Source organism: Luteibacter sp. UNC138MFCol5.1 (assembly GCF_900110505.1).
Lineage (GTDB): Bacteria > Pseudomonadota > Gammaproteobacteria > Xanthomonadales > Rhodanobacteraceae > Luteibacter.
Genome location: NZ_FODZ01000005.1, coordinates 315630 through 340302 on the forward strand (window position 1 = coordinate 315630; position 24673 = coordinate 340302).

At 68.9% G+C, this 24673-nt stretch carries 21 protein-coding genes; 12 read left to right on the top strand and 9 right to left on the bottom strand.

Annotation, left to right across the window (positions count from 1 at the left end):
- Positions 1-26: 26 nt before the first annotated feature.
- Entirely contained in the window at positions 27-299 is a 273-nt protein-coding gene (locus tag BMY69_RS15650; protein WP_090057743.1) for a phosphopantetheine-binding protein, read from the bottom strand.
- Positions 300-474: 175 nt separating this feature from the next.
- Between BMY69_RS15650 and BMY69_RS15655 the strand changes: the two genes are divergently transcribed.
- On the top strand, positions 475-1461 hold the full coding sequence (locus tag BMY69_RS15655; RefSeq protein WP_255364582.1) for a chorismate transformation FkbO/Hyg5 family protein: 987 nt from the start codon (positions 475-477) through the stop codon (positions 1459-1461).
- 4 nt (positions 1462-1465) lie between these two features.
- Here the strand turns inward: BMY69_RS15655 and glmU are convergent, their stop codons facing one another.
- Positions 1466-2845 (bottom strand): bifunctional UDP-N-acetylglucosamine diphosphorylase/glucosamine-1-phosphate N-acetyltransferase GlmU, encoded by a 1380-nt coding sequence (gene glmU / locus BMY69_RS15660; protein ID WP_090179932.1) that lies wholly within the window; start codon positions 2843-2845, stop codon positions 1466-1468.
- A 67-nt stretch (positions 2846-2912) separates the two neighbouring features.
- A complete protein-coding gene (locus tag BMY69_RS15665; RefSeq protein WP_090057749.1) occupies positions 2913-3989 on the bottom strand; it encodes an AsmA family protein in 1077 nt (358 codons plus the stop codon).
- A gap of 215 nt (positions 3990-4204) precedes the next feature.
- On the opposite strand from BMY69_RS15665, the gene ubiA reads away from it, so the two are divergent.
- The 3 genes from ubiA to BMY69_RS15680 all read left to right on the top strand — a co-directional run bounded on the left by ubiA (position 4205) and on the right by BMY69_RS15680 (position 9270).
- A complete protein-coding gene (ubiA, locus tag BMY69_RS15670; RefSeq protein ID WP_255364584.1) occupies positions 4205-5095 on the top strand; it encodes a 4-hydroxybenzoate octaprenyltransferase in 891 nt (296 codons plus the stop codon).
- A 192-nt stretch (positions 5096-5287) separates the two neighbouring features.
- Positions 5288-7777 carry a TonB-dependent receptor gene (locus BMY69_RS15675; protein WP_090179937.1) on the top strand — a complete coding sequence of 830 codons (2490 nt, stop codon included), beginning with the start codon at positions 5288-5290 and terminating at the stop codon, positions 7775-7777.
- Positions 7777-9270, top strand: coding sequence for a CehA/McbA family metallohydrolase (locus BMY69_RS15680; protein ID WP_090179939.1), 1494 nt, complete (start codon positions 7777-7779; stop codon positions 9268-9270). Before BMY69_RS15675 ends, BMY69_RS15680 begins: the two co-directional genes overlap by 1 nt.
- 23 nt (positions 9271-9293) lie before the next feature.
- Here the strand turns inward: BMY69_RS15680 and BMY69_RS15685 are convergent, their stop codons facing one another.
- Positions 9294-10007, bottom strand: a complete 714-nt coding sequence (locus tag BMY69_RS15685) for a ComF family protein (protein WP_090179942.1) — start codon at positions 10005-10007, stop codon at positions 9294-9296.
- Positions 10008-10020: 13 nt separating this feature from the next.
- Positions 10021-10224, bottom strand: a complete 204-nt coding sequence (locus BMY69_RS15690; RefSeq protein WP_090057763.1) for a hypothetical protein — start codon at positions 10222-10224, stop codon at positions 10021-10023.
- A 136-nt stretch (positions 10225-10360) separates the two neighbouring features.
- Here BMY69_RS15690 and bioB point away from each other — a divergent pair, with 136 nt between their 5' ends.
- From bioB to bioC, 5 genes are read left to right on the top strand one after another with little or no spacing between them, the layout of a single operon-like run.
- Complete coding sequence (gene bioB / locus BMY69_RS15695; protein ID WP_090057766.1) at positions 10361-11365, top strand: biotin synthase BioB; 1005 nt, start codon at positions 10361-10363, stop codon at positions 11363-11365.
- Positions 11362-12582, top strand: coding sequence for an aminotransferase class I/II-fold pyridoxal phosphate-dependent enzyme (locus BMY69_RS15700; RefSeq protein WP_090179944.1), 1221 nt, complete (start codon positions 11362-11364; stop codon positions 12580-12582). The genes bioB and BMY69_RS15700 overlap by 4 nt, the downstream gene beginning before the upstream one ends.
- Before the next feature lie 28 nt (positions 12583-12610).
- Positions 12611-13348 (top strand): sulfurtransferase, encoded by a 738-nt coding sequence (locus BMY69_RS15705; RefSeq protein ID WP_090179947.1) that lies wholly within the window; start codon positions 12611-12613, stop codon positions 13346-13348.
- On the top strand, positions 13345-14118 hold the full coding sequence (bioH, locus tag BMY69_RS15710) for a pimeloyl-ACP methyl ester esterase BioH (RefSeq protein WP_090179950.1): 774 nt from the start codon (positions 13345-13347) through the stop codon (positions 14116-14118). The genes BMY69_RS15705 and bioH overlap by 4 nt, the downstream gene beginning before the upstream one ends.
- A complete protein-coding gene (gene bioC / locus BMY69_RS15715) occupies positions 14115-15002 on the top strand; it encodes a malonyl-ACP O-methyltransferase BioC (protein WP_090179952.1) in 888 nt (295 codons plus the stop codon). The genes bioH and bioC overlap by 4 nt, the downstream gene beginning before the upstream one ends.
- 99 nt (positions 15003-15101) lie before the next feature.
- Here the strand turns inward: bioC and BMY69_RS15720 are convergent, their stop codons facing one another.
- The 4 genes from BMY69_RS15720 to BMY69_RS15735 form a co-directional block, all read right to left on the bottom strand.
- On the bottom strand, positions 15102-15965 hold the full coding sequence (locus BMY69_RS15720) for a DUF72 domain-containing protein (protein ID WP_090179956.1): 864 nt from the start codon (positions 15963-15965) through the stop codon (positions 15102-15104).
- A gap of 46 nt (positions 15966-16011) precedes the next feature.
- Positions 16012-16560: a DNA-3-methyladenine glycosylase I gene (locus BMY69_RS15725; RefSeq protein WP_090179958.1), complete on the bottom strand. Its 549-nt coding sequence runs from the start codon at positions 16558-16560 to the stop codon at positions 16012-16014.
- Positions 16561-16719: 159 nt separating this feature from the next.
- Entirely contained in the window at positions 16720-17664 is a 945-nt protein-coding gene (locus BMY69_RS15730) for a pyridoxal-phosphate dependent enzyme (RefSeq protein ID WP_090179961.1), read from the bottom strand.
- Entirely contained in the window at positions 17661-18662 is a 1002-nt protein-coding gene (locus tag BMY69_RS15735; RefSeq protein ID WP_090179964.1) for an aldose 1-epimerase, read from the bottom strand. Before BMY69_RS15735 ends, BMY69_RS15730 begins: the two co-directional genes overlap by 4 nt.
- 75 nt (positions 18663-18737) lie before the next feature.
- Here BMY69_RS15735 and pepN point away from each other — a divergent pair, with 75 nt between their 5' ends.
- The 3 genes from pepN to BMY69_RS15750 all read left to right on the top strand — a co-directional run bounded on the left by pepN (position 18738) and on the right by BMY69_RS15750 (position 24598).
- On the top strand, positions 18738-21386 hold the full coding sequence (gene pepN / locus BMY69_RS15740) for an aminopeptidase N (protein ID WP_090179967.1): 2649 nt from the start codon (positions 18738-18740) through the stop codon (positions 21384-21386).
- 493 nt (positions 21387-21879) lie between these two features.
- A complete protein-coding gene (gene mnmG / locus BMY69_RS15745) occupies positions 21880-23754 on the top strand; it encodes a tRNA uridine-5-carboxymethylaminomethyl(34) synthesis enzyme MnmG (protein WP_090179971.1) in 1875 nt (624 codons plus the stop codon).
- A gap of 82 nt (positions 23755-23836) precedes the next feature.
- Positions 23837-24598: an RDD family protein gene (locus BMY69_RS15750; RefSeq protein WP_090179973.1), complete on the top strand. Its 762-nt coding sequence runs from the start codon at positions 23837-23839 to the stop codon at positions 24596-24598.
- Positions 24599-24673 lie beyond the last annotated feature (75 nt).

Below are 24673 nucleotides of genomic sequence, written 5' to 3' on the forward strand. Positions count from 1 at the left end.
GTTCCGCCCCGGCGCACGCGCGAGGCTCAGGCGGCCGCGCGGTGCTGCTCGATATGCTCGGACAGTGAGCGCAGGCTCGTGAAGATCGTGCGGTTGTCCGGGTTGTCGGACTTCAGCTGGAAGCCGTAGCGCTTGGAAACGGCGAGGGCGATCTCGAGGGCATCGATGGAGTCCAGGCCCAGGTCGCCGCCGAACAGGGGCGCCTCCGGGTCGATGTCAGCCGGCTTCACCGTCTCCAGGTTGAGGCTGGTGACGATGAGTTCTGCGAGTTCTTGCTGTGCTGCGGTCTGCGTTGCCATGTTCGTTTCCAGGTCCTGGATGTTCCTGCCTCCCCCCGGATGGCAGCGGCCGCGGAGTTTATCACACGGCTTCCGCGGCCCTCCGCGGAGCGTTCAGGCTCCTGAAGGGCGGCTTCACGCTTCCGCCCGGCGGGGGGACGATATGATGGGACGAAGCGTCAGAACGGAAGACTCCATGCTCGAAGCCAGTGACATGCGCGCGTCCGCGCCGTCGACAGCCCCCGCGGCGCCACGCGTCCGCTACCGCACCGGACCGGTCGAGCCCGGTCCCACGACGCTGGCGGCCTTCGGCTTCGGCGACGGCCCGGACGCCGTCGACGATCCGCGCTGGTTCCGCGTCGCGCTGGAGCCGTTCGGCGACGCGGTGGTCGAAACCTGGGAAGTCGACGCGGAGGTGACCCATGGCCGCGACGGCGACCTGCGCTGGTCGCGCGGCGGCGGATGGCTCTTCGCGGCGGTCGAGTGCCGTGAATCGGCCTATGGCGGCATCGAAGGTGCCGCCCGGCACGCGTACGAGCTGCTCTCGCGCTTCGTCGCCCGAGGCCCCGAGCGTCATGTCCAGCGGATCTGGAACTACCTCGGCGCGATCAACGCCGGTGACGATGACGACGAGCGCTACAAGCATTTCTGCACGGGCCGCATCGGCGGCATGGGCGATGTCTTCGCGCAGGGCTTTCCCGCGGCCACCGCCATCGGTCACCACGCGGACCGCGACGTGCTGCAGGTGTACCTGCTCGCCACCGACCGCCCGGGCACGCGGGTGGAGAACCCCCGCCAGGTGAGCGCGTGGCAGTATCCGCGCCAGTACGGCCGCACGCCGCCGAGCTTCGCGCGCGCCACCTTGCTGCCGGCCGACGACGTGCTGGCGATTTCCGGCACGGCCGCCGTGGTCGGCCATGCGTCGGCACACGCCGGCGACATCGACGCCCAGCTTGCCGAAACGCTGCGCAACCTCGAAGCGCTGCTCGTCGCGGGCGGCCTGCCGCCGGGTTTCAACGCGGACGCGCCACTGAAGGCGTACGTGCGGCATCCGGCGCACGCCGAGGCCGTGCGCGCTTTCGCGGCGAAGCACCTGCCGCGAGCGCCGATGCTCCTGCTCCACGGCGATATCTGCCGCGAGGAACTGCTGGTGGAAATCGACGGCTGGCGTTACCGGAGCTAGGCGCTCAGGATTTCTTCACCGGTCGCTGCCAGCCGTCGATGGACGCCTGTCGCGCGCGCGACAACGTGAGGGTGTCCGCCGGCGCGTCCTTGGTGATCACCGAGCCGGCGCCGATCGTCGCGCCGTCGTGCAGCGTCACCGGTGCGACGAGCGAACTGTTCGAGCCGACGAAGACGCGGTCGCCGATCGTGGTGCGGCTCTTGTTCACGCCGTCGTAGTTGCAGGTGATCGTGCCCGCGCCGATGTTGACCTTGCTGCCGATGACGGCATCGCCGAGGTACGTGAGGTGGTTCGCCTTGGAGCCTTCGGCGATCGTCGCGTTTTTCGTTTCCACGAAGTTGCCGATGTGCACGCCGGCGGCGAGATCGGTACCGGGCCGCAGGCGCGCGAACGGACCGATGGTGCATGGGCCGTGCGTGGCCACGCCATCGAGATCGCAATGGGCGAGCACCACCGTGCCGGCCGCGAGCCGCGCGTTGCGCACCCGCGTGAACGGACCGATGCGCACGTCGTCGCCGAGGGTCACGTCGCCTTCGAAGATGACGTTGACATCGATCTCGACGTCGCGGCCCGTGGTCACGGTGCCGCGCACGTCGAGGCGCGACGGGTCCGCCAGGCGGACGCCGGCGAGCGCGAGCGCGCGTGCGCTGCGTTCGCGATACAGCGCCTCGAGCCCGGCCAGCTGCCAGGGATCATTGGCACCCGACGCCTCGACGGGATCGCAATCCACGCACGCCGCCGGCTCGCCTTCGTCCGCGGCCATCTCGAACACGTCGGTGAGGTAGTACTCGCCCTGGGCGTTCTCGTTGCGCAGGCGCCGCGTCCAGTCGAGCAGGCGATTCGCATCGGCGGCGACGATGCCCGTGTTGACGATGTCGATCGCGCGTTGCGCGGCGCTGGCGTCCTTTTCCTCGACGACGTGGCGCACGCGGCCCGACGCGTCGAGCACGACGCGCCCATAGCCCTTCGGATCGGCGAGGCGCGTGGCGAGCATCGCGAGGCCCTGGTCCGACCCGACGAGCGCGGCGAGCGTTTCGGCGCGGATCAGCGGCACGTCGCCGTAGAGCACGAGCACGCGCCCTTCCAGCTTGCCGTCGGCCTGGAGCGCCTCCAGCGCGGTTCGTACCGCGTGCCCCGTGCCATGGCGCTCGCGCTGTTCGATCCAGCCGAGCCCCGTGTCGGAGGCGAACGCCTCGCGCACCTGCTCGCCGTTGTGACCGTAGACCACGTGCACGCCCTGCGGATCGAGCGCCCGCGCGGCGGCGACGACGTGCGCCAGCAGGGGCCGGCCCGCGAGCGGCATCAGCACCTTGGCGGAGGCGGACTTCATCCGCTTGCCCTCGCCGGCGGCGAGGATCAGGACGTGGAGGGGTGTCGCGGTCATGGAGTCGGCTGCCTGCCTGGAAAACTGGCCCGCACTTTCGCGCGTTTGGCCGCCCCTGCCAAGTCGGCTATTCGTCTTTCGGCCGCGTCGTCAGGTGTTCGAGGTTCGGCTTGTATGCCTCGACGAACGCGTTGCGAAGCACACCGACGATGGCCTCCATGGCCGAGACGTTCTTCGCGTCGATGCTGCCCGAGATCGGCACCCGGGTCGCGAACTGGTCCTTCGACTGGTTCTTGAACAGCTTCGTGACGCCTTCGGCGACCGCCTCGTAGGCGAGCTTCACCGGATTCTTCTTTTCCTCGACGACATCCTGCTTCCAGCTGAAGATCTTCAGGCCGCGGAACAGCGGCTTGGCATAACCGTTGAGCTGGCGGTCCTTCGCCTGCAGCTCCATGAAGAAGTCGCCTTCACCGCCTGCGAAATCGAGCCCGCTATAGGCACGGGCCAGGTCGTTGGCCTTCACCAGCTTGATGTTGCGGACGCTCAACTCGTAACGGAAATCGCCGAGACGCTCCAGCGGATCGAATTCGGCCCTGGTTTCCAGAGGCGCGTCACCGAGCACCTTGGCGGTGGCATGCAGATGGGCCACGCGGGAGCCACCCTCGCCCTGTACGTTCGTCAGATTGCTCGCCGCCGCGTTCACGTCGGTCATCTTCAGATCCACCTTCGGACGGGAGACGAAGTTGTGGAAGGTGACCGTGCCGTTCATGACGTTGACTTCGTCGAGCCGGATGGGCGCGAGCGCCTTGAGCTGCGCGCGCCAGTCGACGCCCTTACCCGTCTGCGTGTCCCCCTCGCCACGGCCGTCGACGAAGTTGAGCACGGGATCGTAGAAATCGATCTTTCCGCGCAGACGGCCCCGAGCGAGCGCTCGCCAGCTCAGCGAGATGTCGGCACGGGCGGTGTTGAACAGCGGCACGGGCACCTTGCCGTCGACCTTGGTGATGGTCAGCCCGTCGATCGAATAGGCGCCACGCCACAGGTGGATGTCGATGTCGGCGATGTGCCCGGAATACGCGCCCATCCGCGCGAGGCGCCCGTTGAGGTAATCGAGGACGAGGTACGGCATCGCGATGCGCGCCGCGACGAGCACGATGGCGATGACGCCGACGATCCAGAGACTGCGGCGGTAGCGGGTTCTCATGGGGTGGCACCGGACAAGCGCATGTCGCCCAGTGTTGCGCTGCGGGAGTCATGATTCCATGAACGGGGGCCCCGGCGTCCATTAGACTTCCGCCCATGAGCCCCACGTCCCGAAAAGCCGCCCCGCGGCGGAAGGCGCCCGCCCCGGTGCCGCGCCGCCCGGCCGCGCCGCCGCCCGCCGCACGCCCCGCCGACGCCTCGACCACCGCCGAGCGCGTGCTCGCCTTCCTGGTCCGGGGCCTGCCGCCGCGCTGGCGCGAAAAGGCCCATGCCTACCTCGTCCTGACCCGCATGGACCGGCCCATCGGCGCCCTGCTCCTGCTTTGGCCCACCTGGTGGGCGCTGTGGCTGGCGGCGAAGGATTTCCCGCCCGTGGGGCCCCTGGTCATCTTCACGCTCGGCGTGTTCGCGATGCGCTCCGCCGGTTGCGCGATCAACGACTACGCCGATCGCAAGCTCGATCCGCAGGTCGCGCGCACCGCCGGCCGTCCCATCGCCAGCGGGAGGGTGACGCCGCGCGAGGCGCTGTACGTGTTCGGCGCCTTGCTCGCCTTCGCGTTCATCCTCGTGCTGTTCACCAATCCGCTGACCATCGGGCTTTCGTTCGTCGGCGCGGCCCTCGCGGCGGCCTATCCGTTCTCGAAGCGCTACACGCACCTGGCCCAGGTGGTGCTCGGCGCGGCGTTCGGCTGGTCGATCCCGATGGCCTTCGCGGCGGTGACGAACGAGGTGCCGCCCATCGCCTGGCTGCTCTTCATCGGCAACGTGCTGTGGTCGGTCATCTACGACACCGAATACGCCATCATCGATCGCGAGGAGGACATCAAGGCCGGCGCGAAGTCCACCGCGATCCTGTTCGGCGACGCCGACCTTCCGATCCTCGGCATCCTGATGGCGACGTTCCTGCTCACGATGCTCCTGGTGGGCACGCGCGCGTCGCTGGCCTGGCCTTACTGGATCGCGCTCGTCGTCACGGCGGGCCTGTTCGCGTACCAGCAGTGGCTCATCCGCCACCACGATCGTGCCGCCTGCCTGACCGCGTTCCGTCACAACAATTGGGTCGGACTCGCGTTGTGGCTCGGCATCGTGATCGCATCCGCACTGTGATCGTGATCACGCCGTGAGCGGTCGATGACCATTTGTCTCGATTGAAATGCGGTCGTAACGTAAGTTGAGTCGATCCGTCATCGGTGACGCATAACGTTCGGGGGTCGCGGACCCACGGAGAGGCCGCGGACCGACGCACATGTACGGTCCGGGGGGAGGGTTCGCGCAGCCCCTTCCCCGGATGACACAACGATGCGAAATACCCAGCTCAGCCGCGCCGTGCGCGCGGCGCTCGTCGGCGCGCTGCTCGTTTCCGCCGCCGCCCATGGCCAGGACAGCGCCCCCGAGAAGAAAGCCACCGACCTCGACAACGTGGTGGTGACGGCCCGCTCGGGCGTCGAATCGCGCACGAAGGCCGAGACGAGCTATTCGATCACCACCATCGACGAGGATCGCCTGCGCATGCAGGCGCCGACGAGCGTGACGGAGGCCGTGAAGTCCGTGCCCGGCTTCTGGGTCGAATCGTCGGGCGGCGAGGCCTCGGGCAACATTCGCGCGCGCGGCATTCCCGTGGACGGTTACGGCTCGGTCACGCTGCTCGAGGACGGCGTCCCCGTGCAGCACGACCCGGCGCTGGGCTACCTCAACGCCGACCAGGCCTTCCGCCTGGACGAAACGATCGAGCGCGTGGAAGTGGTACGCGGCGGCCCGTCGTCGGTGTTCTATTCGAACGCACCGGCGGGCGCCATCAACTTCATCCCGCGCAAGGCCGGCGACACGCCGGAGGGGCTGATCAAGTACACCGTCGGCAACTATTCGCTCAACCGGCTCGACTTCTGGTACGGCACGCCGGTCGGCGGCGGCTGGAAGCTCGGCGTCGGCGGGTTCTGGCGCGTCGACGACGGCGTGCGTCGTCCGGGCTTCCATGCGGACGATGGCGGGCAGCTGCGCGCCACGCTGTCGAAGGACCTGGAGCACGGCGACATCAGCTTCGACGTGAAGCACCTCGACGACAAGGTCGCGCTCTACCTCGGCATCCCGATGCGCACCAACGCCAACGGCGACATCCGCCCCGTCCCCGGCTTCAACGGCAACTACGGCACGCTGGCGGGACCGGAGACGCAGCACCTGAACATGCGCGAGGCCGGCGGTGGCCTCTACGACTTCGACAACACCGAAGGCACGCACGTCAAGCGCACGCAGGCGACGTTCAAGTTCGACCACGACCTCGGCGACGACTGGAAGCTCGCCGAGTCGATGCGTTACGACACCACCGACACGCAGCGCAACGGTGTCTTCCCGAACTCGCTGCAGAGCGCCAGCTCGTTCCTCGCGCAGGACAGCAAGCGGCTGGGCCTGATTCCCGGCGCGACAGCGCTGCAGTTCCGCTACGTCGACAACCCGTCGCAGGTCTACGACGTGGCCAACCAGAACGGCAACGGCCTCGTCGTGACGGGTGGCCTGCGCGGCGTGACGGCCCCGGTGGACGAATTCATCAACGACACGCGCGTCCTGCGCAAGTTCGAGTTCGGCGACCAGACGCACGACGTCACCTTCGGCTACTACCACGCGAACTTCGAGCAGGATTTCGACCGTTACTCGTCCACCGTGCTCACCGACGTGCGCGACAACGCTCGGCTGATCGACCTCGTCGGCGTCGACGCCAATGGCAACGTCCGCGGCTCGCTGACCGACCATGGCTTCTACCGCTACGGCTACGAGTGGGAGCACGCGAGCGGCAAGTCGAAAACCAACGCTTTCTACGCCTCGGACGAGTGGCAGATCACGCCGGAGCTTCGCATCGACGGCGGTGTGCGCTGGGAGAAGGTGAACGTGGAGGGCTACACCGAAGGCAAGCAGACCGTGAACCTCGGCGGCTCGCCCGCGGCCGCGCAGGTGCTGACCGGCAACGGCCAGTTCACGCATTACGACCAGTCGTTCGACAAGACCGGCTGGACGCTCGGCGCGAACTGGCAGTTCTCGCCGCGGCAGGGCGTGTTCGCGCGCTGGACCTCGGCCTTCCGCCTGCCCAACCTGAGCACCTACATCACCAACCCGAGCGCGACGCCGCTGTTGCAGACGATGGACCTCGCGGAAGCCGGCTGGAAGTACAGCGACCGCACGATGGACCTCTACGCGACGGCGTTCTACACGAAGTACGACAACGTGAGCTTCACCAACAACGTCTTCGATCGCAATGGCAACACGTCCACCCCGCAGACCGGCTACGCGAACACGAAGACCTACGGCCTCGAACTCGAAGGCACGCTCTACCCGAGCCGCTGGTTCGACGTGCAGTTCAACGCGACGCTGCAGGACCCGAAGTACAAGGGCCTTAGCTATACCGACGTGGTGGCCGGTGCGCCGGTGCTGCGCGACTACGACGGCAACCAGCTCATCCGCGTACCCAAGGTCAGCTACCGCGTCGTGCCGGGCGTGAACCTGCTCGACGGCCGCCTCCGCCTGCAGGTCTCGTACGAGCACGAGGGCAAGCGTTACGTCGACACCGCGAACTCGGTGGTGCTGCCGTCGTACCACGTCGTCGGCGCCAGCGCGCGCTTCGACGCGACGCGGCAGCTGTCGCTGTTCCTCTACGCGGACAACCTGACCAATTCGCTCGGCCTGACGGAAGGCAACCCGCGCGCCGGCGAGATCGCCAGTGCCGATGCCGGCGCGAACACGTTCATCGCGCGTCCGCTGCTCGGCCGCTCGTTCCGCGCCGCCGCGATGTACCGCTTCTGATGCGCGCGCTGATCGCCATCGCGCTGGCCTGCCTCGCCGCCGCCCCGGTGTCGGCGGAGCGCGCTCCGGACCTCGTGCTCACCGGCGCGCTGTCCGGGCGCGACCAGCACACGTATCGCGAGCTGCCGTTCGACGTGCCGAAGGGCACGTCGCGCATCACGGTCGATGTCGACTACACGGGCCGCGCCGAGAAGACCACGATCGACCTGGGCCTGCTCGGCCCGGGCGGGTTCGAGGCGCAGGATGGCTTCCGCGGCTGGAGCGGCGGCGGCAAGCACCGCTTCACCGTGTCCGCCACCGACGCCACCGCGTCCTATCTGCCGGGCGCGATCGAACCCGGCCGATGGCGGATCCTTCTCGGCATCCCCAACATCCGGTCCGCGGCGAACGCCACGTTCACGGCGAAGGTCTGGCTGTCGAAGGACGACGAGGGGTTCGGCCCGGAACACGGACTCACCGCCGCGCTGTCCACGCAGGATCGTTGGTATCGCGGCGACCTGCACATGCACTCCGCGCACAGCGACGGCAACTGCACGAGCGCCTCGGGCACGCGGAAGGTCGGTTGCCCGCTGTTCCTCACCGTGGCCTCGGCGGCGAAGCGCGGCCTCGACTTCATCGCGGTGTCGGAGCACAACACGATGTCGCACGTGTCCGAGCTGCGCGAGCTGCAGCCCTACTTCGACACGATGCTGCTCATCCCCGCGCGCGAGGTGACGACCTTCGAGGGACACGCCAACCTGTTCGGCGTGTCGCGCACGGTGGACTTCCGTCTCGGCGGCAAGGCCGTCCCGGACTGGAACGCGCTGCTCGCGGACGTGGCGCGTGCCCACGGCGTGATCTCGATCAACCATCCGCGCCGACCGAACGACGAGACCTGCATGGGCTGCGGTTTCACGCCGCGTGGCCCCGTCGACATGCGCGGCTTCCAGGCAATCGAAGTCGTGAACGGCCGCGATGCGCAGCGTGCCGACTCGGGACTGCCTTTCTGGGAGGCGCAGCTCAACGAGGGCCTGCGCATCACGGCCATCGGCGGCAGCGACAGCCATGACGGCAGCGACGATCCGCGCGACGCCTACGCCGGCGCGATCGGCACGCCGACGACGGTGGTGCGTGCCCGCGAGCAGTCGATGGAAGGCATCCTCGACGGCATCCGCGCGGGCCACGTCTTCGTGGACGCCGAAGGCACGCGTGACCGCCTGCTCGATGTCGTCGCGACGGCGGGCGGCGCGCGTGCGTCCATGGGCGATGCGATCGCGGTGCCCGCGGGCGCGCCGCTGCACGTCGACGTTAAGACGGCAGGCGTCATCGGCGCGGTCCTGACGGTGACGGTCGACGGGAAGCGCATGGATCGGTCCGGCAAGGCGATTCCCGTCGATGGCGCGGTGTCGTTCGACTGGCCGGGCGACGGCGGCCGCCACTGGCTCCGCGTGGATGTCCGCGCGCCGGACGGAGGCCTGCTCGTGCTCGGCAATCCCGTGTACATCAACCACTGAGCGCGAACGGACGCCCGGCCCGGTCAGCCCGGCCGCGGCGTCCGCGCCAGCGCCCAGACATCGACGCGCCGCACGCCCGACGCGAGCAGCACGCGCGCGCACTCGGCCAGGGTGGAACCCGTCGTCATCACGTCGTCGACCACCGCGACGTGCGCGGCGCCCGTTGAACGATGCATCGCGAACGCGCCGCGCACGTTCTTCCGCCGCTCGACCGCGTCGAGGTCCGACTGCGCCTCGGTGACACGGAGGCGCCGCAACGCGTCGTGCGCCACCGCCACGCCGAGGTGCCGCGCCAGCGGGCGCACGAGCTCCAGTGCCTGGTTGTATCCGCGCGCACGCAGTCGCGCCGGGTGTAGCGGCACCGGCACGATGGCATCGGGTATCGCCGGTGGTGGGCCTGCGTCGATCCAGCACGACGACAGGGCGCGTCCGGCGGCGAGGCTTCCCGAAAACTTGAAGCGCGCCTCGAGCCGGTCGAGCGGCCATGCGTAGACGAGCGGCACCCAGATGTCGTTCCACGGCGGCGGCCGCCGCTGGCACGTCCCGCAGGCCGCCGCGGGTAGGGGCAGCGGTATCGCGCAACGTGCGCATCGCGAGGGGTTGCTCACCAGCGACGACCGGCAGCCATCGCAGAGTTCCACGTCGCCCTGCCCGTCCCCACCGCAGACGAGGCAGCGGGACGGGAGGGCGAATGCCCTTACGGCGGCGGCCATCCGCCGGAGGTCGAACGCGTCCATGCGTGCGCTCGCGTCAGTCGCGACGGAACATCGCGGCGTCGATGATCGACCACAGGTGGATGATCCAGCCGAGCCAGATGATCCACAGCACCGCGGCGAGGACGAACATGATCAGGGCCTTGAACACGCGACCCTGCACGAGCTGGCCGAGGCCCGGGATGAAGAGGCTGCAGATCGCGGCAAGAACGTTGCCGGCACTGCCTTGTCCGGTAGACATGCGATTTCTCCGCTGGGGGATGATTTCATCGTACGGCAGCGAGCGCGAGGCAACCGTCAACTTAAGTTGTGCCGTTAAGGTTGACAGTGGCGCCGGTCGTTTCCACACTGCGCGCCTTCGCCCCGGGAACGCCACCATGACCGCAGCCATCCGCCACGACTGGTCCCGCGAGGAGGTCGAGAGCCTTTTCGCCCTGCCTTTCAACGACCTGCTCTTCCAGGCGCAGACCGTCCATCGCGCGCACCACGATCCCAACGCCGTGCAGGTGTCGACGCTGCTGTCCATCAAGACCGGTGGCTGCCCCGAGGACTGCGCCTACTGCCCGCAGGCGGCGCGCTACGCCACGGGCGTCAAGGCCGAAAAGCTCATGAGCGTCGAGGCCGTGCTCGCGAGGGCGCAGGCCGCGAAGGACGCCGGTGCGAGCCGGTTCTGCATGGGCGCGGCCTGGCGCTCGCCGAAAGACCGCGACGTGGCGAAGGTCGCCGAGATCGTGACCGCCGTGAAGTCGCTCGGCCTGCAGACCTGCGCGACGCTCGGCATGCTTTCCCAGCCGCAGGCCGACACGCTCAAGGCCGCGGGACTCGACTTCTACAACCACAACCTCGACACCTCGCCGGATTTCTATGGCGAGATCATCCACACCCGCGAGTACCAGGATCGCTTGGACACGCTGGAGCACGTGCGCGAGGCGGGCCTGAAGACCTGCTGCGGCGGCATCGTCGGCATGGGCGAATCCCGCGCGCAGCGCGCGGGCCTGCTGGCCACGCTGGCCAACTTGCCGGAGCATCCGGAGTCCGTGCCGATCAACCGGCTGGTCCAGGTGGCCGGCACGCCGCTCGCCGGTACCGAGGCACTCGACCCGTTCGAGTTCGTGCGCAGCATCGCGGTCGCCCGCATCCTCATGCCGGCCTCGGTCGTGCGCCTCTCGGCCGGGCGCGAGACGATGGACGACGCCCTGCAGGCGCTGTGCTTCGCCGCCGGCGCCAATTCCATCTTCTACGGCGAAAAGCTGCTCACGACCGGCAATCCCGATGTCGAGCACGACCGCCAACTCTTCGCGCGCCTCGGCCTGAAGCCGATGGAGGTCGAGATCGAGCCAGGCACCGTCCACGCGGACATCGTCGAGCACGCCGCGGCGTGACCCGGCCGGACCTGCTGGCCCGCGCGGAGCAGGCGCGGGCCGGGCGTGAACGCGCCGGCCTGCTCCGGCGAGCGCGGACGTGCGACGTGCTGGCCGACGGGAAGCGCCTCGTACAGGGCCGCGCCCTCGTCGACTTCTGCGGCAACGACTACCTTGGGCTGGCGAGCCACCCGGACCTCGTCCGCGCGCTCACGCGCGCCGCGGCCGCCGAAGGCGTCGGCAGCGGTGCCGCGCACCTGGTCTCCGGCCATCGCGGCGAACACGCCGCGCTGGAAGAAGAGCTAGCCGCCTGGACCGGCCGCGAGCGGGCGCTCCTGTTCTCGACCGGCGTGATGGCCAACCTGGGCGCACTGCAGGCGCTGCTCGCCGCGGGCACCCCGCCCGCCGGCGGCGTCGCCACGGCGCTGTGCGTCCAGGACAAGCTCAACCACGCGAGCCTCATCGACGGTGCGCAGCTCGCCGGCGCGGACCTGCGTCGCTACCCGCACGGCGACGTGGAGGCCGCGGGGCGGCAACTCGACACGCGGCCGGCGCTGCCGGCCCTGCTGGCGACCGATGGCGTCTTCAGCATGGACGGCGACGTGGCGCCGCTGCGGGACCTCGCCGCCGTCTGCCGTACCCACCGCGCGACCCTGTATGTCGATGACGCTCACGGACTGGGCGTGCTGGGGCCGGAAGGCGCCGGCTCGGTGTCGGCAGCGGGACTGGGTAGCGCGGACGTGCCGGTCCTGATGGGTACGCTGGGGAAAGCCCTGGGATGCGCCGGCGCCTTCGTCGCGGGCGATGCCGCGGTGATCGACGCGATCGCCCAGTTCGCGCGCACCGCCATCTACACCACCGCGATGCCGGCCGCGCTCGCCGCGGCCACGCGCGCCGCGGTCCGCCTGGTACGGACGGATGCGGAAGGACGGCGGGAGCGCCTCGCTGCCAACATCGCTCGCTTCCGGGCGGGCGCGGCTCAGCTCGGCCTGCCGCTGCTTCCCTCGGCCACGGCGATCCAGCCGCTGCCCATGGTCGGCGCCCGTGCGGCGGCGGCCGCCGCGGCCGCCCTCGAGGACGAGGGGTACCTCGTCGTCGCGATCCGTCCACCGACCGTCCCCCAGGGCGGCGCCCGCCTGCGCATCACGCTGTCGGCGGTCCACACCGACGACCGGATCGACGGCCTGCTGGACGCATTGGGCCGCCTGCCCCGCCCCGCGGAAGGCGCGGTCGTATAATGAGCGGTCGCATTCCCCCGGCCCCGCCATGACGATCCTCAACATCTCCGCCTACAAGTTCGTCGGCCTCGACGACCTGGACGCCCTGCGCGCGCGGATCGTGGAGCGCTGCGAGGCCCTGGCGCTGAAAGGCACGATCCTGCTCGCTCCGGAAGGCATCAACGTCTTCCTGGCCGCGCCGCGGGAGGCGATCGACACGTTCGTCGCCTGGCTGCGCCAGGACCCGCGCTTCGCGGACCTCGCGGCGAAGGAGAGCTGGTCCGACACCGTACCGTTCGGACGCATGCGCGTGCGGCTGAAGAAGGAAATCATCACGATGCACGCGCCGGCGATCCGTCCTGCCGACGGACGCGCGCCGCACGTGCTGCCCGTCGACCTGCGCCGCTGGCTGGATCAGGGCTACGACGACGCCGGCCGGCCGGTGGTGTTGCTGGACACGCGCAACGACTACGAAGTGGCCGAAGGCACGTTCGAGGGCACGGTGGAGTACGGCCTGACCAGCTTCACGGCATTCCCCGCGGCGGTCGCCGCCGACCGCGAGCGCTTCGACGGCAAGACCGTCGTGTCGTTCTGCACGGGCGGCATCCGCTGCGAGAAGGCCGCCATCCACATGCGCGAGATCGGCATCGAGAACGTCTTCCAGCTCGAAGGCGGCATCCTGAAGTATTTCGAGGAAGTGGGCGGCGCGCACTGGCGAGGCGAGTGCTTCGTCTTCGACGGTCGCGGTACCGTCGATCCCGCGCTCGCACCGGGAACGCCCGCATGACGGGCCTGCACATCGAAACGCGTGGCGACGGGCCGGAACCGCTCGTCATGATCCATGGATGGGCCATGCACGGCGGCATCCTCGAGCCGCTCGTCGACGAACTCGCCTCGCGCTACACGATGTACCTCGTCGACCTCCCCGGTCACGGCTACTCCCGCCAGTCCGACATCCCACTCGACCCGCTCGCGTGCGCCCGCGCCATCGCCGCCGCGACGCCTCGCGCGACGTGGCTGGGCTGGTCGCTCGGCGGGCTCGTCGCCCTCACCGCGGCGCTCGACGTACCGGAGGCCGTGGGTGCCTTGGTTCCCGTGTGCTCCACGCCGCGCTTCGTCCGTGCCGCCGATTGGTCGCAGGGGAACGACGCCGCCGTCGTTCGCCAGCTCGCCGCCGACCTGGAAGCGGACTACAAGGCGACGGTGGAACGCTTCATCGCGCTGGAAGCGATGGGCAGCCCCGATCCGGTCGCGGAGACGCGGCGGCTCAAGGCCGACGCGTTCTCGCGCGGCGAGCCCGATCCACGCGTGCTGATGGAAGGCATCCGTCTGCTCGAGACGGCCGACCTGCGGCCGCGCCTGCACGACATCCGTCAGCCCAGCCTCTGGATTGCCGGCCGTCGCGACCGCATTGTCCATCCCGAGGCCATGCGCTGGTCCGCCGAAGCCGCCCACGGCCGTTTCGAGGAGATCGCGCACGCCGGGCACGCTCCCTTCATCGGACACGCCGCCGCCATGGCGGATGTCCTGACACGGTTCACCGACGGCAATCCATGAGCGACTTCCATTTCGACCGGCGCCAGGTCCGGCGCAACTTCGGCCGTGCGGCCGGCACTTACGAAAAGCACGACGCGCTCCAGCGCGAAGTGCAGTCGACGCTGGTCGAGCGCCTCGAACTCTACGAGCAGGTGCCCGAGGTCGTGCTGGACGTCGGCGCCGGCACGGGCCGCGGCAGCGCCGCGCTGAAGAAGCGTTACCCGAAGGCGCAGGTCATCGCCGTGGATCTGGCATTGCCCATGCTGAAGCAGGCGAAGCAGCACGCGAGCTGGCTGAAGCCGTTCGGCCGGGTCGTCGCCGACGCCTATGCGCTGCCGGTGCCCGATCGCAGCGTCGACGTGCTGTTCTCGAACCTCTGCTTCCAGTGGTGCGAGGACGTCTCGCGCCTGTTCGCCGAATGCGCGCGCGTGCTGAAGCCCGGCGGCCTGCTGCTGTTCTCCACCTTCGGGCCGGACACGCTCAAGGAACTTCGTGCCGCATGGGCCGAGGCCGATCAGCAGGCGCACGTGGCGCGCTTTCTCGACATGCACGATGTCGGCGACGCGATGCTCGCGCAGGGCCTGAAGGATCCCGTGCTCTTCGCCGAACGCTACACCCTCACCTACCCGACGCCGCGCGCGCTGCTCGACGAGTTGAAGGGCCTGGGTGCCAACAACGCCGATGCAGGGCGCCCGCGCGGTCTCACCGGCAAGACGCATTACCGGCGCATGCTCGACGCCTACGAGGCCATGCGCAGCGACGGCGTCATTCCGTCGACGTGGGAAGTCGTCACGGGTCACGCCTGGGGCCCGCCCGCGGGACAGTCGCGGCGCGAAGGCGCCGGAGAGATCGCGAGTTTCCCGATCGAAAACCTGCGCGGCTCGCGGCGGAAAACGCCGTTCTGATGAGCGTGGTGCCGCGGCGCCCTTCGCTCACGAGGGCGCCGGAACACTCCGCAGGCTTGTGGGAGCGCGCTCGCGCGCGAATGGGTGCTCGCGAAAACGCTACACCAACGCGATGAGCGAACGGGCATCGCGCGGCGCCTTCACCTTCATGTCGTTATCGAAGTACACGTAGACATCGCGACTCGCACGCTTCGCGGGAGCCACGCGCGAGATGCGCGGATCGCCCGATGGCTGCGCACCACGCCGCCACGCGCGGATGCGGCGTGCCCAGTCGGCGAGCGCGGCATCGCCGTAGCCGCTGGCATACAGCTTCTTGTCGCCGTGCAGCCGCACATAGACGAAGGGTGCGGTGACGTCGAAGTAGCGCGGAAATTTGCCGGCGGTGTCGGCGACGACGAAGCCCACGCCGTATTTCCGTAGCAACGCGATGAACGCCGGATCCACGAAACTCTCGTGCCGGATCTCCACCGCGTGACGCATGCGGTGATTCGTCTCCACCTGCAACCAGGGCTCGCGCTTCAGGTGCGCGTCGTGGCCGCGCCCGAGCCTGGCGGCCGCCTCCATCGACGAAGGCAACATGGCGAGGAACGCCTCGAACGTGGAAGGATCGAAACGGAAATTCGGCGGAAACTGCCAGAGCATCGGGCCGAGCTTCTCGCGCAGCGCGAGCACGCCCGAAGCGAAGAAATTCGCCAGTGGCGCGTCGATGTTCTTCAGCCGGAGCATGTGAGTGATGAACCGCGGCCCCTTCACCGCGAAGACGAACCCCTTGGGCGTCTCGTCGTACCACGCCTGGTAGTTTTCCGGTCGTTGCAACGAGTAGAACGAGCCATTGAGCTCGATCGTCGGAAACTGCCGCGATGCGAACTCCAGCTCGCGCCGCTGCGCGAGATCCGTCGGGTAGAACACGCCGCGCCACGGCGTGTAGCGCCAGCCGGAAATGCCGATTCGCGTCTTTGCCATCGGGACATGGCACCGCGGTGACGGTGCATCGGCGGTGAACGGAGCGTCATCGGTAACGGAAGCATTCGACCGCGTGATCGTTCACCATGCCCGCGGACTGCATCAGGGCATGGCAGATCGCCGTGCCCGCGAAGCGAAAACCACGTTGCCGCAAGGCCTCGCTCATCAGATCCGACGCGTCGCTGCGACCGGGTAGCGGCTCGCTGTCCGGTCGCGCCCGCGGAGGTTCGGCGGGCCGCGCGAACGTCCACAGGAAGTCGGAAAACGAGCCGGTCGCTTCGACGATCCGCCGCGCGGCGCGGGCGTTGTTGCGGATCGACTCCACCTTCAGCCGGTGCCGGATGACACCGCGATCGGCGAGGACGACGGCGATGTCGGCATCGGTCATCGCCGCCACGCGGTCGATGTCGAACTCGTGAAAGGCGGCCCGCAACGATGCCCGCTTCGCCAGCACGGTGCGCAGGGCGAGGCCCGCCTGCACCGTGGACAGCGCCAGGCGCTCGAACAGCGTCCGGTCGTCATGCACGGGCACGCCCCACTCGTCATCGTGGTAAGCGCGCTCCACTTCGCTTCGCTCTGCCCAGCTGCAACGCATGTCCCGCCCCGTCGTCCTGTAGGAGCGGCGAGGATAGGGCTACGGGAACGGCCGGCCTGTCCGTTGAATTCGCGATGCGCTGTCCGTGCGCACGACCGGCGATACCCGTGTCCTGCCGTCAGCGCGATGGGCGCGGCTCACAGAAGCGACGCTTCCCTGTCACCAGGGGAGCGCGTCGAGATCGACGTTGCCGCCCGTGAGAACGGCGCCGATGCGACGGCCGGCGAAGTGCTCCGGATAACGCAGCGCGGCCGCGAGCACCGTGGCGCTCGACACCTCGACGACGATCCGCAATTCACTCCAGAGCAGGCGCATGGCGGCGATCGCCTCGGCGTCGCTGATACGCAGCACCTGGACACCATGTTCGCGCAGCACGTGGAAGTTCGGCTCGCCGATCAGCGTGCGCAGTCCGTCGCAGACGGTGTCGGGAGTGAAAGGCCCAACGCGCGCGTCGGCTTCGAGCGAGCGCGCCGCGTCGTCGGCCCCTTCGGGCTCCGCCCCGAACAGCTTCACCGCGGGGTCGATGCCGTGCGCGGCGATCGAACAGCCCGAGCCGAGGCCGCCGCCACCGACGGGGAACAGCAGCGTGTCGAGTCCCGGTGCCTGGCGGAAGAGTTCAGGCACGAGCGTGCCCTGCCCCGCCATGACGAGGGGATCGGCGTAGGGATGCACGAGTCGCGCGCCCGTCCGCGCCTGCACCTCCGCCGCCATGGCCTCGCGCGCGGCCGTGGTGGGGGCGCAACGGTGCACGGTCGCGCCGGCGGCGACGATCGCATCGACCTTCGCCTTGACCGCGCCCTCCGGAATCACGACGTGCGCGGGGATGCCACGCGTGCGTGCGGCCATCGACAGCGCGTTGCCGTGGTTGCCCGAGGAATGCGTGACGACGCCACGCGCGGCCTCGTCGTCGCCGAGCGACCATACGGCGTTCGTCGCGCCGCGGAACTTGAACGCTCCGCCGCGCTGCAGGTTCTCGCATTTGAAGACGATGGTGGCGCCGAGGAGCGCGTCGATACGGTCGCTACGCAGCACCGGGGTGACCAGGGCATGGGGTGCGATGCGCGCCGCCGCGTCGCGCACGTCGGCGAAGGTCGGCAGGGTCATGCGTCGAACTCCACGCCGCAGACGAAGCTGCGCTTTTCGCGGGGCTTGAGCGTGATCAGCGGTGCGCAGTCCTCGCGGTTGAAGGCGTTGGGCATGCATTCCATCGGCTCGAGGGCGACCGACTTGCGCGCGTCGCGCTCGGCGGTGTCGGACGTGAAGGCAAGCATGACGCCGCGCTCCTGCCAGAGGGCGATGCACTGGCCCGTCGCGGGATCGCGCAGGCGGGTGCGCGCGCGCCCGTCGGGATCGAACTGGAGATCGGCGTAGGTGTTGTTGAGTTCCGTGTCCCCGATGAGCCTTGGCTTCCGGAAGTCGAGCTTGCGGTCGGCGCGATCGAGCGACATCCACGCGGCCGTCCCGGGCAGCGGGATGAAATCCTCCCGGGCGGCGATGACCGTGTCGGCGGGGATATGCAGTTCCCATGTTTTGATCGGATGGGACGAGATCCGGAAGTACGGGTGCCAGCCGAAGAACGTCGGCGCGTCGCGGTGACCGGTGTTGGTGGTCGTCGCTTCGAGCGTGAGACCGTTGGCGTCCAGCGTGTACGTGATCGAGAAAGCGAGGCTGAACGGATAACCGGGATGCTCGTCCGGAGCGATGTTCGTCGAGAACGTCACTGTCGCGGCGCTCTCGCCGCCTTGCTCGGCCGTCACATCGAAGATGACACCGCGGAGAAAACCATGGCGCGCGGCGCGGTCGGCGCCCACGGCACCTGGCTGCAAGTCATAGGATGATCCTTCAAAGGTAAAGCGTGCATCGTCGACGCGGTTGGCGAAGGGCGTCATGACGGCGAATCGCGAGCCCTTGTGGCCGAGGAGCTCCTTCTCGTTTCTGAATCCGTCGACGATGTCGTGCGTTTTGCCGCCCGTTTCGGTGGTGATCGACAGCACGGTGGCGCCACTTCGGGCGATGCGGACCGCGCGGTCGTCGTCGAGATCGCGCAGGACCACGATTTCCTGCGCCCCGAGCGAGGCGCGCGTCACGGTGAAACGGGACATGGTGGGACTTCCTTTTGACGGGTTCGACCGCATGTTAGCCTGCCAGACACACCAGACAAACGTTGCCCTGCCGCCATGAGCGATCGTTCCGACGCCCCCACCGCCGTCATCCGCCTCGCCGACTATCGGCCTCCGGCCTGGACCGTCGAGCATGTCGCGCTCGAGTTCGACCTCGGCATCGACCGCACCGAGGTACTCGCGACAATCGATCTCGTCCGCCAGGCCGACGAACCTGTGCGCCTGCAGGGCGAGGGCATGGAACTGCTGTCGATCGACGTCGACGGGCGGCCGCTGGCCGAAGGCGAATACATCCTCAACAACGGGACGCTCGAATTCGCCGTCGCCGCCGCGGCATGCACGGTGACCACCCGGGTGGCGTTGCTGCCCGCTGAGAACACGGCGTTCGAGGGGCTTTATCTTTCGGGCAGTCGCGATAAAGGTTTCCTGCTGACCCAATGCGAGGCGGAGGGGTTCCGTCACATCACCTTCTTCCCCGATCGTCCGGACGTGCTTTCGCGTTACACGGTGACGCTGCGCGCAGACAAGGCGCGCTTTCCCGTGCTGCTGGCCGGCGGCAACCCGGACGGCGAAGGCGACCTTCCCGACGGCCGCCACTGGGCCCGCTTCGTCGATCCGCATCCGAAGCCGAGCTACCTGTTCGCGCTGGTGGCCGGCCGCCTGGAGCGCATCAGCCACGACTACACCACCGCCGACGGGCGTGCCGTCGCCCTGCACATCTGGGCGGAGGCCGACGTCATCGACCGCTGCGGCTACGCGATGGACTCGCTGATCCGATCGATGCAGTGGGACGAGCGCACCTACGGACGCAACTACGACCTGGACGTGTTCCACGTCGTCGCCACGCACGACTTCAACATGGGCGCGATGGAGAACAAGGGCCTCAACATCTTCAACGCGAAGTACCTGCTCGCCGATCCGGACTCCAGCACCGACGACGAGTACCGTCACGTCGAGGCCGTCGTGGCCCATGAGTATTTCCACAACTGGAGCGGCAACCGCGTCACGTGCCGCGACTGGTTCCAGCTCAGCCTGAAGGAAGGCCTCACGGTCTTCCGCGAGCAGAGCTTCTCGGCCGACATGAATTCCGCGTCCCTCAAGCGCATCGAGGACGTCGCGCTGCTTCGTCGCGCGCAGTTTCCCGAGGATGCCGGTCCGCTGTCGCATCCGGTGCGCCCCTCGCAGTACAGCGAGATCAACAACTTCTATACCGCCACCGTCTACGAGAAGGGCTCCGAGCTGGTGCGGATGCTCGCCGGCCGGCTGGGGGAAGAAGGCTTTCGCAAGGGCATGGACCTGTACTTCGACCGCAACGACGGTCGCGCCGCGACGATCGAGGATTTCCTCGGCGCGCTCGGCGAAGCCAATGGCATCGACCTCACGCCCTACCTCGCGTGGTACGGCCAGGCCGGCACCCCGCGCCTCACGGCGGATGGCCGACACGATCCCGCGACCCGGCGCTACCGGCTGACATTGCGCCAGCGCACGCCGGCCACCGCGGGTCAGGTCAACAAGCAGCCGTTGCCGATCCCCGTGCGCCTCTCGCTGTTCGATCGCGAAGGCCGGGCGTTGCCGCTGCGCCTCGAGGGCGAGCCGGCGGCGGAAGGAACCGAACGTACCGTGGTGCTCGACACCGCCGAGCGCAGCTACGTGTTCGAAGACGTCGATACGGTACCGGTGCCGTCCCTGCTGCGTGGTTTCTCGGCGCCGGTCATTCTCGAGTGCGATTACGCCCCGGCCGAGCTCGCGGTGCTCCTTCGCCACGATCCGGACGGCTTCAATCGCTGGGAGGCCGGCCAGCAGCTCGCCGCCCTGGCCTACGACGACTGCCGCGACGGGCGCCCCGATGGCCTGGCCCTGGACGCGTGGACCCGGGCTCTCGCCGATCTCTTCGCCGACCCGTCGCTCGACGACGCGCTGCTTGCCGAACTGCTGACGCCGCCTGGCGAAATCGAGCTGGTCGAACGCCAGGCCGAACGCGATCCGGACCGCATCCGCGCGGCGCGCCAGGCGATGCTCCGCGCGCTCGCGCAGCGGATCGGCGCCGACGCGCTCCGTACCCGCTACGAGAAGCTGCGCGCCGCCACGAGCGCCGCGCTGGACGCGAAGAGCCAGGCCCGCCGGCAGCTCAAGCGGCGCGTCCTCGACCTGATCGCGTTGGTCGACAAGGACACGGCCGTCGCGCTCGCCGCCGCGCAGTACGCCGAGGCACCGGGCATGACCGACCGTCTCGCGGCGCAGTCCACGCTCGCCCTGCACGATCCGGCAAGCGCGGCCACGACCATCGCGCACTTCCGCCAGCGCTACGACGGCAACGCGCTCGCGCTGGACAAGTGGTTCGCACTCCAGGCGGCGCTGCCGGGCGACGGCGCGCTGGCGCGGGTCCAGGCGCTGGAGGCCGACAACGCCTTCACGCTGAAGAATCCGAACCGCGTGCAGTCGCTCATCGGCACCTTCGCCCGCGCGAATCCAACGGGCTTCCATCGCGCCGATGGCGCGGCGTACCGGTGGCTCGCCGACCGCCTCGTCGCCATCGACGGGTTGAATCCCCAGGTCGCGGCCCGCGTGGCCACGGCATTCAACGGCTGGAAACGCCTCGAACCGGTGAGGCGCGAAGCCGCCCATGCCGTGGTGTCGGAACTGGCTGCGCGGAAGGACCTCTCCCGCGACCTGACCGACATCCTGGCGCGCGTCGCACTCGGCTGAATTTGTGCGGCGCGTCACGCCGGGTCTCGTCCAGCGTTAGAAACTGACGTACTGCGTCACTGTTTGCCGGAACGGAGCAGTTTTTTGACGCAAAAGTCACACACGGTTCATTCGAACGGTGTATGTTGGCAACAACGAAAAAAAGCCGCGACATCGGTCGCGGCTGTTCGTGCCAGTCACTCGGTTTCTGGCGCCCGGCAGCACGGTCATCCTGGATTCCCCCTGTTCCTGAGACCGCCGGGCGCCAGATCTCATTCGTCGAACCGAATGGGGCATCCTTGCCCACATCCCGCTTCCTTCCCCCGGCACGCGGCCAAACCCCTGCGTTCGGCCTCGGCGCGCGTCTGATCGCGCAGCGTCTGCCCGGTGGAAGTGCACGAATACGGATGCATGAGTCGTGCCACCGAGGTTCCCGTTGCCGTATCCGGGCGCGAGCGGCCACGGCCCGACCGGCGTAAAATCGCGATCCTGGCCCATCGAGCCCACCCTTCCCATGCTGCATAAAGAAACCTACGACGTGATCGTGGTCGGTGGCGGACACGCCGGCACCGAGGCCGCGCTTGCCGCCGCCCGCGCGGGCGCGCGCACCCTCCTGCTCAGCCACAACATCGAGACGATCGGCCAGATGAGCTGCAATCCCGCGATCGGCGGGATCGGCAAGGGCCATCTGGTCAAGGAGATCGATGCGCTGGGCGGTGCCATGGGCATGGCGGCGGACCGGGCGGGCATCCAGTGGCGCACGCTCAACGCGTCGAAGGGACCTGCCGTGCGGGCGACGCGCTGCCAGGCGGACCGCGCCCTGTACAAGGCGGCCATCCGTTCGATCGTCGAAACGCAGGCCAACCTGTCGCTGTTCCAGCAGGCGGTGGACGACCTCATCCTCGTCGATGGGCGCGTCGCCGGTGTGCGGACGCAGATGGGCCTCGATTTCCATGCGCCCGCCGTCGTGCTGACGGCAGGCACCTTCCTCGCCGGCAAGATCCACATCGGACAGGCCCAGTACGCGGGCGGCCGTGCCGGCGACCCGCCGGCGTCCACCCTCGCGGCGAAGCTGCGCGAGCTTCCCGTCGCCGCGGACCGGCTGAAGACCGGCACGCCGCCGCGCATCGACAGCCGCACGATCGACTTCTCCGTGCTCGACGAGCAGCCGGGCGACGATCCGATGCCGCATTTCTCCTTCATGGGATCGGCCGCGGACCATCCGCGCCAGGTCAGTTGCTGGATCACGCAGACCACCGAGGCGACGCACGACCTGATCCGTGGCGCCCTCGATCGCTCTCCGCTCTACAGCGGCCAGATCGAAGGCGTCGGGCCGCGCTACTGCCCGTCCATCGAAGACAAGGTGGTGCGCTTCGCCGACAAGACCTCGCATCAGATCTTCGTCGAACCCGAAGGACTCGACACCTTCGAGATCTACCCGAACGGCATCTCGACGTCGCTCCCCTTCGACGTGCAGTACGCGCTGGTGCGCTCCATTCCCGGCTTCGAACGCGCGCACATCACGCGCCCCGGCTACGCGATCGAGTACGACTACTTCGACCCACGCGGCCTGCATCCGTCGCTGGAGACCAAGGGCATCCCCGGGCTGTATTTCGCGGGCCAGATCAACGGCACGACGGGTTACGAGGAAGCCGGCGCCCAGGGCCTGATCGCGGGCATGAACGCCGCGCTGGCGGTCCGCGGCGATGCGCCGTGGTGCCCGCGTCGCGACGAGGCCTACATCGGCGTCCTGATCGACGACCTGACCACCAACGGCACGATCGAGCCGTATCGCATGTTCACCTCGCGCGCCGAGTTCCGGCTGCACCTGCGCGAGGACAACGCGGATCTTCGTCTCACGCCGCAGGGCCATGCGCGCGGCATCGTGCCGGACGAACGCTTCCGCCGGCTCGAAGCGAAGCGCGACGCCAGCGAGCGCGAGACCGCGCGCCTGCGCGGTCTCTGGGCGGCGCCGACGAACGCGCTCGGCGCCGCCGTCGAACGCTCGCTCGGCATCGCCGTCAGCCGCGAGACCCATGCGCTCGACCTGCTCCGCCGCCCCGAGATGGATTACGCGACGCTCACCTCGATGCCGGAGCTCGGCCCGGCCGTCGACGATCCCGAGGTCGCGACGCAGGTCGAGGTGCAGGCGAAGTATTCCGGCTACCTCGAGCGCCAGCGCGAGGAGATCGAACGCCAGCGCCGGCACGAATCGACGGCGATCCCCGAGGGCTTCGACTACGACCGCGTGCGCGGCCTTTCGGCCGAGGTGCTCCTCAAGCTCAAACGCTCGTTGCCCGCGACGATCGGCCAGGCGTCGCGCATCAGCGGCGTGACACCGGCCGCGATCTCGCTCCTGCTGGTGCATCTGAAGCGCCGGGCGGCGTAACCGCTGCCTTCCTGCCCTCGGCGGCCGCCGGGGCCATCTGGCATCATGCCGGGCATCGAGTCAGGTTATCGGAAGGAACACCATGCAGGTCTGGATCGGACGAAACGGCGAGCGCTTCGGCCCCTATCGGGACGACGAGATCCGGCAATGGCTGCGCGACGGCACGTGTCGCCCGGAAGAGCTGGGCTGGTACGAGGGCATGACCGATTGGCGTCCGCTCGGCGAACTGTTCCCGGACGACCGGCCGGCACCGGGCGGCATTCCGCCCGTCCCGCCGGCGCCGCCTCCGTTCATGGGCATCACCGACGTGGCGGAGCCGGAGTACGCGGGTTTCTGGCTGCGCTTTGGCGCGTGGGTGATCGACTACGTGATCCTCATGGTGCCGTTCACCATCATCAGCCTGAGCATGGGCCTTGGCGCGGTGATGAACACCTTCTTCAAGCAGATGGAGACCGATCGCTCCGCCGCGATCACGGCGTATGCCGAGGCGGTGCAGCCGATCACCCTCGTGCTCCTCGTGCTCGGCTTCATCTATTACGCGTTCTTCGAAAGTTCGAAGTGGCAGGCCACGCCAGGCAAGATGGCCGTCGGCATCCGCGTCACGGACAGCGACGGCCGGCGCATCAGCGTGGGCCGCGCCGCGGGACGCAACGCGGTGCGCCTCGTGAACGCGTTCAGCTTCCTCATTCCGATGGTGTTCTACATCGTCGCGGCCTTTACCCAGCGCAAGCAGGGCGTGCACGACCTCCTCGCGGGCACCTATGTCCTGATGGGCCGCGCCGACGCGGCTCCGGTAGCCACTCCCGCGCCGCGCGGCGGCCCGGGCGGTTCGTTCGACGCGTGAGGCGACGCGCGCGCCGGCCTCGCGGCCGGCGCGTCACCCGTGCTTGCTATCATCGGCGGCCCGGCCCGACCTCCG